At 68.8% G+C, this 12,085-nt stretch carries 6 protein-coding genes; 5 read left to right on the top strand and 1 reads right to left on the bottom strand.

Going from position 1 to position 12,085, the window contains the following annotated elements; all coding sequences use genetic code 11:
• Positions 1-125: 125 nt before the first annotated feature.
• Together VIM12_RS11715 and VIM12_RS11710 are read left to right on the top strand one after the other, a co-directional pair.
• Positions 126-1,892, top strand: a complete 1,767-nt coding sequence (locus VIM12_RS11715; protein WP_331941812.1) for a hybrid sensor histidine kinase/response regulator — start codon at positions 126-128, stop codon at positions 1,890-1,892.
• Positions 1,885-7,578, top strand: a complete 5,694-nt coding sequence (locus VIM12_RS11710; RefSeq protein WP_331941811.1) for an alpha/beta fold hydrolase — start codon at positions 1,885-1,887, stop codon at positions 7,576-7,578. Before VIM12_RS11715 ends, VIM12_RS11710 begins: the two co-directional genes overlap by 8 nt.
• A 47-nt stretch (positions 7,579-7,625) precedes the next feature.
• On the opposite strand, the gene VIM12_RS11705 is transcribed toward VIM12_RS11710, so the two are convergent.
• A complete protein-coding gene (locus tag VIM12_RS11705; RefSeq protein WP_331941810.1) occupies positions 7,626-8,276 on the bottom strand; it encodes a response regulator transcription factor in 651 nt (216 codons plus the stop codon).
• Between the two features lie 460 nt (positions 8,277-8,736).
• Here VIM12_RS11705 and VIM12_RS11700 point away from each other — a divergent pair, with 460 nt between their 5' ends.
• From VIM12_RS11700 to VIM12_RS11690, 3 genes are all read left to right on the top strand, one after another.
• On the top strand, positions 8,737-8,907 hold the full coding sequence (locus VIM12_RS11700; protein WP_331941809.1) for a CsbD family protein: 171 nt from the start codon (positions 8,737-8,739) through the stop codon (positions 8,905-8,907).
• Positions 8,908-9,156: 249 nt separating this feature from the next.
• The gene (locus VIM12_RS11695) at positions 9,157-9,633 is read left to right on the top strand and encodes a cache domain-containing protein (protein ID WP_331941808.1); all 477 of its coding nucleotides are present in this window, start codon (positions 9,157-9,159) and stop codon (positions 9,631-9,633) included.
• A 184-nt stretch (positions 9,634-9,817) separates the two neighbouring features.
• Entirely contained in the window at positions 9,818-12,073 is a 2,256-nt protein-coding gene (locus VIM12_RS11690) for a putative bifunctional diguanylate cyclase/phosphodiesterase (protein WP_331941807.1), read from the top strand.
• Positions 12,074-12,085: the final 12 nt, after the last annotated feature.

The following is a 12,085-nucleotide window of genomic DNA, read 5'->3' as shown; positions in this document are numbered from 1 at the left end:
GCCGGTGGGCAAAGCCGGTGCTTTCTTATGCGATACTTCAAGGAAAAGCTGCATTACGGAAAGTTTCAGAAAGCATGTACTTGACCCGGGCCGCTTGGCCCCTGGAGACGCGGGTGGCGGGAACAATGGAGCGAAATGCACGAACGCCGGCGGTCGCCGGTACGATCGAACAGGAACTTTTGCGGCTGCTGGCGCGCCAGGGCACGCGGGTGCCGGTCCCGGTATTTCTCGCCGCGGTACTGATTGCCTCGATCGCGGCGCCCTACGTGCCCACTGCCGCATGGGTCCTGTGGCTGGCGCTCGTGGCCTGCGTGCTCACGGTACGCTGGGTCGTCCTCGGGCGCCTGCCGGGCTGGAACGGGTACAGCGAGCAGCGGCGCCTGCATATCGCGGTCCTGCTGAGCGCGGCCAACGGGAGTACCCACGCCCTGTCGCTGGCCTTCTTTCCCGAGCTGTCGGGCTTCGAGCGCGCGATCCAGTCCTTCCTGCTGATCGGCCTGTGCGCCGGTTCCGTTGCCACCACCGCCGGTTATCGGCCGGTGTTCGTTGCCTATCTGCTGCCCACGCTCGGCACGCTCACCGTGCTGTGGGCGGTGCTGCCGGTGGCTGATTCGCGCGGCTGGTGGGTCAACGAGTCCGTGGCGCTGGTCACCGCGCTGTTCGGCATGGTGCTGCTGGCGCTGGCGAAGGATGCACACCGCCTGTTCCGTGAATCGTTCGAGATCCGGCTGCAGCAGGCGGCCCTCAACCGCCAGCTGCAGGCGGCGCTGGAGCTGGCCGAATCGGCGAGCCGCGCCAAGACGCGTTTCCTTGCATCCGCGAGCCACGACCTGCGGCAGCCGGTGCATACCCTGTCGCTGTTCGCCGCCGCGCTCGAGATGCGGCCGCTCGACGACCGCAGCCGCGAGATTTCTTCCCATATCAACACCGCGCTCGAGGTCCTGGCGGCCCAGCTCGATTCGCTGCTCGACATCTCCAAGCTCGACGCCGGCGTCGTGCAGGCAATGCCGGAGCCGGTCGCGCTCGGCCGGCTGCTGGACAGAATCCGGGAAGAATGCGCGCCGGATGCGCGTCGCAAGGGGCTGGCGCTGGCGGTCGACTGTCCGCCCGATCTGCGTGCCCGCACCGACCCAGTGCTGTTCGAGCGCATCGTGCGCAACCTGGTCGGCAATGCGATCAAGTACACCCAGGCCGGCGACGTGCGCGTCGAGGCCTACCTGCAGGCGCAGCAAGTGGTGCTCACCGTGTCCGATACCGGCCCGGGCATCGCCGCCGCCGAGCAGGCGCGCGTCTTCGAGGAGTTCTACCAGCTGGAGAATCCGGAGCGCGACCGCACCAAGGGACTCGGGCTCGGCCTGGCGATCGTGCGGCGGCTGGTGGACCTGCTCGGGATACGGATGGAAATGGTGTCGCAGCCCGGCGCCGGCACGCAATTCTTCCTGCTGCTGCCGGAATGCGCGGAGGCGGCGGCGGCGCGGCCGCCCTCCGCCCCGGTGACGCTGCCGCCGGCAATCATCCATGTGCTCGTCGTCGACGACGAGGCGGCGATACGGGAAGGCATGCGCATCCTGCTCGAAGGCATGGGCGCCCGGGTCTGCCTCGCGGACAGCAGCGCCGGCGCGCTGGCGCTTGCCAGGGACACCCGGCCCGACCTGGTGCTGGCCGACCTGCGGCTGCGCGGCGGCGACAGCGGCATCCGCGCCGTGCAGGAAGTGCGCAGCCTGTATCCGGACGCCGCCGCGGTGCTGATCAGCGGCGACACCGCGCCCGACCGCCTGCAGGAGGCGGAGGATGCCGGGATCCTGCTGCTGCACAAGCCGGTTCCGGCGGAGCTGCTGAAGCGGGTGATCGCCGAGGCGGTCCAGCAGTCGGGGGAAAGCGCAATTGCATAGCGACGACAACGGCAAAGACGGCGCCACCGCCTGGCTCTCCAGGGGACTGGAGTCGCTCGAACGCGCCCTCGGCCAACGCGCGCGGCGTCCGCCGTTCGACTACGACGTACTGGTCGTCGGCAGCGGCTATGGCGGCGCCGTCGCCGCTGCCGAACTGGCGGGATGCACGGTGGATGACGGCAACGGCGGACAGCGCCCGGTCTCGCTGTGCCTGCTCGAACGGGGCCGCGAATACCTGCCCGGTGCGTTTCCCTCCCGCTTTGCCGAATTGCCGGGACATGTGCGCGTCGAGACGCCTTTTGCGCGCCAGCCGGCGGGACCGCGCGACGGCCTGTTCGACCTGCGCGCCGGCGCGGATGTCAGCGCGGTCGTCGCCAATGGCCTCGGCGGCGGCTCGCTGATCAATGCCGGCGTGATGCTGGAGCCGGACCTGGACGCCTTTGGCGCGGCCTGGCCCGCAGCCCTGCGGACCGACCGCACGCTGCCGGCATGGTTTGCGCGCGCCCGCCGCCGTCTGGGGGCCGGCGACGACAGCGGTGCCAATACCATCTCCCGCCATGCAGCCGGCGCGCCGCCCAAGCACGCGGCGCTGCGCAGGCTGGGCGAGGGCAGCCCCGGCGTTGCCTTCGGCGACGCGCCGGTGACGATCGCCATGGCGCCCGGGCCGAACCAGGCCGGCGTGCTGCTGGACGCCTGCAAACGCTGCGGCGACTGCGCGACCGGTTGCAACCACGGCGCGAAGAACTCGCTCGACGTCAACCTGCTGGCACAGGCGCAGCGGCGGGGCGCGGAGATCTACACCGGCGCGACCGTGCTGCGCATCCTGCCGGCGCAGGATGGCTGGGCGGTCGAGGTGGTGCACACGACAGCCGCGCTGCGCAAGAAGCAGCGGGCGCCGCTGCAGGTGACCGCCCGCCGACTGATCCTTGCCGCCGGCACCTTCGGCTCCACCGAGATCCTGCTGCGCTCGCGGGACGGGGGACTGGCGCTGTCGAACATGCTCGGCCACCGTTTTTCCGCCAACGGCGACCTGCTGGTCGCCGGCTACGGTCACGGCGACGCGGTCAACGCCGTGGCGGACGAGGCGAGCGCGCCCGAGCGCCGCGGGATCGGACCCACCATCACCGGCATGCTGGACGGCCGCGCGGCCGGCGGATTCCTGGTGGAGGAGATGGCGGTGCCGGGACCGTTGCGCCGCGTGTTCGAGGAAGCGGTGTGCACCGCGGCCAGCCTGCATGGCCTGGCCACCCCCAGCAACGCGCCGGCGGACGCCGGCAGTCCCGATCCGCATGCGATCGATCGCGATGCGTTCGGCCGTACCGCGTTGTATGCGGTGATGGGCGACGACGGCGCGCAGGGTGTGCTGGAGCTGACGCCGGATGCCGGCCCGGATGAGGACGGCGGCGTGCGGGTGCGCTGGCCGGGGCTGCGCGACAGTGCCCTGTTCAGCAGGCAGATGGACAGCCTGCGCGCGATGGCATCGGGCGCGGGGATTGGCGGCCGGATGCTGCCGCATCCGTTGTGGCAATTGCTGCCGCCGGAGATGGACAGCGTGCTCGAGGTCGGCAAGGGACCGCCGCTGACCGTCCATCCCCTCGGCGGCTGCGCGATGGGGGACGACTGCGCGACCGGGGTGGTCAACCATGTCGGGCAGGTCTTCGACCGCGCCGGCGGCGGGGTGCACGCTGGGCTGGTGGTGCTGGACGGCGCAGTCGTTCCGGCCGCCCTGTCCGTCAACCCGGCGCTGACCATCGCGGCGCTCGCCTTGCGCGCCGTTGCCGCGCTGCGCGAGGAATGGGGCATCCGCGCACCGGCGCATACCGACGCCCCGCCGCCGCCGCTGCTGCGTCCGCGCTTTCGCCCGGCGCCGGGTCCTGCGCCCGCCGCGCCGACCGAGGTGCAGGTGCTGGAGCGGATGTCGGGACAGGTGCAGCTGCGTGGCGCGGACGGCAAGCCGGTCACCCGGGTGGTCGAGCTGACGCTGATGTTCCGGCCGCTGGCCGCCACCGACCTGGCGCGGCAGGATGCGCTGCTGGAAATCGCGCGCGACGACGGCGAGGCCTCTTCCGGCCGCTTGCGCATCTTCGCCCCGGAGGACTGGGACGCATTGATGGGGCGCCGGCCTGCCGCCGGGCGGCATCCGCCGGACCCGGCGACCGAGGAGATGCTGGATGCGGCCGCCGAATTCATCGCGCCGCTGTCGGGAACGCTGCATGCATTCGTCCGCGAGGACAGTCCCTACTTGGCCGGCACGTTGAAGGCGATCGCCGCATGGCTCGGCAACCGGGGCGTGCGCGATACCTGGCAGGAATTGTCGGAACGCCTGCGCCTCGCGCTGCGCGGCGAGGGCGGAGACCGCGGCGCACTGAACCTGCTCGGGCGGGCCAGGACCAGCTGGGCGCTGGCGTCCCACGCCCGTCACGCGCGCCGCCTGGAATACCGGCTTGAAGCGGGCGCGCCGGTCAAGCAGGCGCCCCAGGCCCATTATGCGGCGGGGCTGCTCGCCGGCGCCCGCATTGCGGGCCACAAGCGGCTCGCCTACGTCCGCCGCGCAAACCCCTGGCGACAGCTCACGGAGATGACGCTGGACCTGTTCCCCGGCATGCAGGCGGGCACGGTGCCGCGGCTGCGGCTCGATACCCGCTTCCTGGCGAGCCGCCAGTGGCCGCTGCTGCGTATCGTGGGGCAGCAGGACCAGCCCGCCGCGCTGGCCGACCTGGCCGGCCTGCTGGCTTATGTGCTGCGGATGATGGCGACCGTCCATACGTGGAGTTTCCGCAAGCCGGACGCGATGCCGCGCCGGGCGGCGCAACGCCTGCCTGGCCGCCTGCCGGGATTGCCGCCGCCCGAGATCCATGCGTTCGAAGTCGGGCAGCTTCCGGGCGGCGAGCCGGTGCGGATCCGGCTGACACGATACCGTCGGGATGCGACGGCACGGCAGCCGCTGCTGATGATCCACGGCTACAGCACCAGCGGCACCACCTTCGCCCATCACGCCGTGCAGCCCAACCTTGCCGGCTACTTTGCCGGCAAGGGACGCGACGTGTGGGTGCTGGATATGCGCACCAGCGCCGGCATGCCGACCGCGACCCATCCATGGTGTTTCGAGGACGCCGCGTTTGCCGACATTCCCGCCGCGATCGGCTTCATCCACCGACAGGTCAATCCGTTGCCCGGTGCGCCGGTGCAGAAGATCGACATCCTTGCGCACTGCATGGGCGCCGCGATGCTCGGCATGGCGGTGCTCAAGCCGCCGCGCGGGGACGAGCGGTATTTCCACGAGCGGGAAGCGCTGCCGCAACGCATCGGCAAGGTCATGCTGTCGCAGGTCGGCCCGCTGGTCGTCCTCACGCCGGACAACGTGCTGCGTGCCTGGATCATGCGCTACGTGCGCCAGCTGCTGCCGCTGGTCGACTACCAGTTCAATCCGGCCAACCCGTCCCTCGCCGACGACCTGCTCGACCGCCTGCTGTCGACGCTGCCGTATCCGGACGAGGAGTTCGACATCGAGAACCCGCCGTGGTGGCTGTTCGCCAGGCGGACGCCTTTCACCCGGATCCGGCACCGGATGGATGCGCTGTACGGCAGGGACTTCAGCCTGAAGAACCTGGCGCCGCGCACCCTGCGGCAGATGGACGACCTGTTCGGTCCGCTGAGCCTGCAGACCGTGTCGCAGGCCATGCACTTCGCCCGCTTCCGCACCATCACCACGCGCAACGGCGTCAACGCCTATGTCAGCCGCAAGAACATTGCCGAGCGCTGGGTCTTTCCGACGTTGAGCGTGCACGGCACCGAGAACGGCCTCGCCGACGTGGCGACGCTGGGACGCATGCAGCGGGTGTTCGCCGACGCCGGCGTGCCGGTCGAGACCTTGCCGGTGGACGGCTATGGTCACCAGGATTGCCTGATCGGCAGGCATGCGCAGCGCGACGTGTTCGAGCACATGGAAGCCTTCCTTGCCAGGCCCGCCGCCGCACCGGCAGCGCGACCGGCACCGGAGGACGCGCGATCCGCGCAGAAACCGCCGCAGCACGTGTTGCGGGTGCCCTGGATCGGGCCGCTCATCGGCGACGACGGCGGCGACGGCGGCGGCGACCACCGTGGCAGGCTGGTGGTCGCCGCCGGCCTCCATCCCAATTTCGGCAGTGCCAGCCATGTCGTGCGGGCGGCGGTGCGCCGCGAGGCCGGCCGGCTGGTGCTGGCGCGGGCCGGTGAACTGGGCGAGGAGCCGGCGGTGCGCGTGGAGGCGCTCGACGATCCGGCGCCGCAGGACCGCTGGTTCCGTGGCGGCGTCGATGTCGCGATATGGCAGGGCAAGGCGGACGCCGTCCTGTTGCTGTTCGCCTATCCGCAGGCGGATGCCTTCGACCCGGTATTCGACAAGCTGTCCCCGCTGTACGAGGCGATGCTGCCGCTGGCGGTGGAAAACTACCTCGCGCAGGAAGATCCGGCCGAGCTGGAGAAGGGCCTGGTCCCGGTGCCCGCACCGCGCGGCGCCGCAGGCGGCAACGCGACGCCGGAGATGCGAATGGCGTCGCCGGCGCCGGCATTGTGCTTCGCGCTCGCCAGCTGCCAGTACCCGGCCGGTGCCGTCGACGGCGTGCCCGCCCATGCATCCTGGCGGCGCATGGCGCAGGCGCTCGCCGATCCGGTGCCGCCGCGGCGCCCTGACTTCCTGATGCTCCTCGGCGACCAGATCTACGCCGACGCCACCGCCGGCCTGTTCGATCCGCTGCATGCGGACGACCGCTACGGCGCGCCCTATGCGTCGCTGCTGCACCATCCGGACGTGCGCGCGGTCTTCCGGCGCATTCCCGTCTACGCGATGCTGGACGACCACGAGGTCGACGACAACTGGGAGCGCCGCCGCGGGGACCGGCAGGGCCGGCGGCGGCTGCGCGAGGGGAGGGCGGCCTACCTGCGCCATTTCCGCCAGGCGGGGCCGCCGCTGGAAGCACCGTTCCTGGACTCGCGCTTTCCGTTGTGGTTCAGCTTCCGGCGCAACCAGGTGCCGTTTTTTGTGCTCGACACCCGCACCGAGCGCGAGGAGAGGCAGGCCGCCAATGTCGACAGCGCGCGCCTGATCAGCGAAGGCCAGTTCACGAAACTGAAGCAGTGGCTGGAAAGCGAGCGCCACAACCCGCGACCGAAGTTCATCGCCTCGCCGTCGATCCTGCTGCCGCGCCTGCGCCGGGCGCAGCATGACGCGCCGGCATCGGCGCTGCATTCCGATGCCTGGGACGGCTACCCGGCGTCGATGCACGCGCTGCTTGCCTGGATCGCCGACAACGATTTCCGCGACCTGGTGTTCCTGTCGGGCGACGAGCACCTGTCCTGCGATGCGACCGCCACCATCACCGGACCGGAGGGCCGCAGCGTACGGATACGCTCGATCCACAGTTCGGCGCTGTACGCGCCCTATCCCTTCGCCAATGCGAAGGCCGACGATCTGGCGGCCGAGGAGGATTTTGCATTTTCAGTCGGGGACGCCACGGGCGGTCGACGGGCGTATGCATGCAGCGTGCGGACGGCTTTCGCGCCCGCGGGCGATGGCTTCGCGCTGCTGCGGGTGGTGCCGGACGGCGCCGGATGGAAGGTGGAGTGCACGTGGAGCCGGGAATCGCCGGCGCAGCCGGCGGCCAGTCATGAACGACTGGCGGGGGTGCCGGCGACAGTGACGGTGTGAGCGAGGCAGGGCGGCACGTTGCCGGACCGCCTTGCAGCGTACATGCCTCAGCCCTGCTTGGCGTCCAGTTCGGTCAGTCCGAGGCGGGCGGCGGCGAACACGGCTTCCGTCCGGTTCTGCACGCCCAGCGCCCGGAACGAGGCGGACAGGTGCGCCTTGATCGTGCCTTCGGCCAGGTCCATTTCCTTGGCGATCACCTTGTTCGCCTTGCCCTGGATCGCCTTCAGCAGCACTTCGACCTGGCGGTCGGACAGGCCCTGTATCGCGGGGCGGCGGCGCTCCGCCGCCGGGGTGTCGGCCGGCGGCGCGTTGAGTGCATGTGCCGGCAGGTAGGTGCCGCCGGCAAGGACCAGCCGCAAGGCGGCGATGAATACCGGCGGCGTGGAGGATTTCGGGATGAAGCCGGAAGCGCCATGCTCGATCACCCGGCGGATGCCCGCGGGCGTGTCCTCGCTCGACAGCACCACGACGATCGACGATTCATAGGCCTGCCGCACCGCGTTCAGCGCATCGATGCCGTTGAGGCCGGGCAGGTTCATGTCGAGCAGGACCAGGTCGATCTTCTGGTCCCGGGGCAGCGCCAGTGCGGCCTCGCAGGTGTCCGCCTCGAGAAAGCGGATGTTCTTGTCCAGGTCTGACAGCAGGAACTTCAGGCCTTGCCTGAACAGTGCATGGTCGTCGATCAACAGCGCGTGCAAGTAACTCTCCTCAATTCCGAATGCCGGATGTCGACTGCAAGATACACGACTTCCCACGGTCGGATAACTGCCGGATCGGATGCCGGACTGGCCGGATGGCCTAGACGCCTGAACAGGCACGCGGGGCGTGCTGGCCGGGATTCTACCCATTCACGCTGCGGCCGCGGCTGCCTGGACTAACAAAATCTTACACGGGTGAGTCATCGCAACAGTCGTCGCCGCCCGTCAAACTCCGCCGGGCGGAGCGGGTCAGAACCCCGGAAAACAAGGAGGTACGGTGCATCCCGAGGACGTCGTCGCAAACATCATCTTTGCCGCCATCATCATTGCGCTCCTGCTCTATTTCTTCGTGTTCTGAGCCGGGGAGACGGACGCCGCGGCGCGCCGCGTGCATTGGCCGAACTTCATGCTTGTTCCGGCGTCACAATAACGTGACCCACCGATGTGAAAGGAGCCGAACATGAACCAAGACCAGATCAAGGGCAATGTCAAGGACGCCGCAGCCAAGCTGCAGAGAAAGACCGGCGAAGTCACTGGCAATGAAAGGCAGGAGAGCAAGGGCATCCAGAAGCAGGTCGAGGCCCAGGTGCAGAAGACCGTCGGCAATATCAAGGACACCTTCAACAAGTAGACGACGCCACGCCGCGCCCGCTACGGGGAGGCCGCATGGACGGAAAGGCGGGAGGCGCAACACGGCTTCCCGCCATTTTTTTTTGTCCCGGCGCCGCGCGCTCGCGCATCCGCGCAAGCTTGTATTGTCATTTTTGCGTGGCTTTCTGCCCACTAGAGGCGAATCTCTAGCCGGATCGCGCTCCATTCCAGTGCAGCGATCGCTATACTTTCCCGCCGGAAATATTGTTAACAACTGGAGAAAGAAAGTATGAAGGCCGCTGTACTCGTATCGATCGCATCCGCGCTGGCCGTACTGGCTGGCGCCGCGCAAGCCGACAGCAAGGAAGACTGCGTCAAGCTGGTGAAGAGCGCCGGCGACTTCCTGGCTGCAAATGGCAAGGACAAGCTGATCGCCGAGATCAATAATCCGAAGGGCACGTTCGCCAACGGCGAGATCTATCTCTTCGCCAGCGACTACATCCCCAACTGGGATTCCAGCAAGGACCGCACCGTCACGCTCGCGCACGGCGCCAATCCGCGCCTGGTCGGCAAGGACATGACCGACCTGAAGGATGCCGACGGCGTCTACTTCGTGAAGAAGATGGCGGAAGTGGCCGCATCGAAGACGGGTGAAGGCTGGACCGACTACAAATGGCCCAACCCGGTGACCAAGCAGATCGAGGCGAAGACCACCTTCACCAAGCGCACGGGCAACCTGGTCGTAAGCTGCGGGGTGTACAAGTAATCGGCCAAGGGGCCGGTCGCTCCCAGGCCCGCCCGCGAAAGCGGCGCGGGCCTTCTCATTTGTGCCGCCTGTATTGTGGCGCCGGCTGAATAATGGTAAATATGGCTTATAGGCAATCAATATAAACGCCCAGTCGCCTGGCAGCGATGTGGTGGGCATAAGAAGAGCAAGGCGGAGATACCGGATGGGCAAGCAGGGAACCGCGCGCGGCACGCGCGAGGTCGACGCCAACATGCGCGCACTGCGCGCGGTCGCGTTGAGCTGGACGGCGGATGCCGCCGTGCTCGCCGTCCTGGCGAGGATCGCCAGCATCGGCATGGGACTGCCGCTGCTCTACCTCGCCATCGGGCTTGCATACGTCGGCGTGGTTTCCATCATGCTGCGGCGCGGGTACACCGAGCGTTTCGCCGACCCGACGCTCTCGTTTCCGCAGCTGGTGCTGGCCACCGCCAACCAGTGCCTGTGCCTGTGGCTTGCGCCCGCGATCGGGATCTTCTTCCTGCTGAATATCTTCCAGGTATTCGCCTACGGGCTTTTCACGCTGACCGCCGGCCAGTTCCGCATGCTGCTGATGCTGGCGGCGCTCATGGTGCTGCCGGCCTTCCTGGCATCCGGGCACCTGATCTCTTTCCCGGTCGATACCGGCGCCGCGCGCCTCCTCCTGTTCGTGGTGTTCGTCACCTGCCTTGCGCGTTTCGTCTGGGTCGGCAACTATGCCGGCGCCCTGCGGCGCGGGCTCAAGGCCAAGAGCATGGCGCTTACGGAGAGCGAGGCCCGCTTCCGGGCGCTGACGGAACTGTCTTCCGACTGGTTCTGGGAACAGGATGCGCAGTTGCGCTTCAGTCGCGTCGAGACCGACGGCAGGCACGCCGCGCCGCCCGAAGCCGCCCTGATCGGCAAGCTGCCGTGGGAGACCGGCTTCGAGGTCGAGCTCGAAGGCGGCTGGGACAGCTATCGGCAGCTGGTCGCGCAACAGCAGGAATTCCGTGACATCGTGATGAAGCGCCGCACCGCGGACGGCGAGGAGTACATCGTCAGCGTCAGCGGCCGGGCGCTGCTCGACGCCACAGGTGCGCTGCAGGGTTATCGCGGCGTCGCCCGCGAGATCACCGAGAAGCGGCTGGCGCAGCAGCGCATCGAGCATCTCGCCACGCACGACATCCTGACCGGCCTGCCGAACCGCCTGATGTTCACCCAGCTGCTCGACATGGCCGCCCGCATGTCGCGCCGGAGCGGGCGCAAGTTTGCGTTGCTGTTCATCGACCTCGACCGCTTCAAGCTGGTTAACGACACCCTCGGCCACGAGGCCGGCGACGCGCTGCTGAAGGAGATCGCCCATCGCTTCACCGAAACCCTGCGCAGCAGCGATATCGTGGCCCGCCTCGGCGGCGACGAATTCGTCGTGCTGGTGCAGGAACTGGAGGGCGAGGCGCAGGCGACCACGGTGGCCGAAAAACTGCTGGCCGCGGCGGCCCTGCCGGTCGTCGTGGCCGGGCAGGAGTGCAGGGTCAGCGCCAGCATCGGCATCGCGGTGTTCCCGGACGACGCGGATGACGCTGGCGCGCTCCTGCGCAACGCCGACAGCGCGATGTACCTGGCCAAGGAGGAGGGCAAGAATGTCTACCGTTTCTACTCGCACGGCGTGCATTCGCACGCCTTCGAGCGGATGACGGTCGAGAACGAACTGCGCCACGCGCTGGTGCGCGATGAGTTCGTGCTGCAGTACCAGGTCCGGCGCGCGCTCGCCAATGGCGAGATCTCCGGCGTCGAGGCGCTGCTGCGCTGGCACAACCCTCGGCTCGGTACGGTGGCGCCGGTCCAGTTCCTGCGCATCGCCGAAGAGTCCGGCGCCATCATCCCGATCGGGAAATGGGTGCTGCGCGCCGCGTGCGAGCAGGCGATCGCCTGGCAGCGGATGGGACTGCCGCCGGTGGCCATGGCGGTCAACCTGTCGCCGACGCAGTTCGCGCATCCGCGGCTGCTGCAGGACATCGGCGACGCCCTTGCCGCGTCCGGACTGGCACCGGAACGGCTGGAGCTGGAAATCACCGAGGCCATGCTGTTCCACGAGCCGCAGCGGGCGGCAGCCACGCTGCGCGCGCTCAAGGGGCTCGGCGTCAAGCTGGCGGTCGAGGACTTCGGCAGCGGCTACACGACGCTGGGCCAGATGCGCGAACTGCCCGTCGACACCCTGAAGGTGGATCGTTCGTTCATCCGCAATCTCGACGGCCAGCCCGAGAGCCGCGCGCTGACCGAGGCCATCATCAACTTCGGCCGCGAGCTGCGGGCCACGGTGGTCGCCGAAGGCGTGGAGACGGCGGAACAGGAGCGGTTCCTGCGCCTGAGCGCGTGCGACGCGGTCCAGGGATTCTATGTGAGCAAGCCGTTGCCGCCGGACGACCTGCCGGCGCTGTTCGCCGCGCCGGCCGGCGTCGCCTGAAGGTGATATGCA

This window comes from Noviherbaspirillum sp., assembly GCF_036563305.1.
In the GTDB taxonomy this organism is placed as follows: Bacteria; Pseudomonadota; Gammaproteobacteria; order Burkholderiales; family Burkholderiaceae_D; genus Noviherbaspirillum.
Note: the sequence above shows the minus strand (reverse complement) of the source record. Positions and strands in the feature narration are given on the sequence as shown.

What these genes read in the sequence shown, in the direction of transcription:
- VIM12_RS11715 (WP_331941812.1), top strand. Translation starts at nt 126, where the DNA reads ATGGAGCGAAATGCACGAACGCCGGCGGTCGCCGGTACGATCGAACAG.
- VIM12_RS11700 (WP_331941809.1), top strand. Translation starts at nt 8,737, where the DNA reads ATGAACCAAGACCAGATCAAGGGCAATGTCAAGGACGCCGCAGCCAAG.
- VIM12_RS11695 (WP_331941808.1), top strand. Translation starts at nt 9,157, where the DNA reads ATGAAGGCCGCTGTACTCGTATCGATCGCATCCGCGCTGGCCGTACTG.
- VIM12_RS11690 (WP_331941807.1), top strand. Translation starts at nt 9,818, where the DNA reads ATGGGCAAGCAGGGAACCGCGCGCGGCACGCGCGAGGTCGACGCCAAC.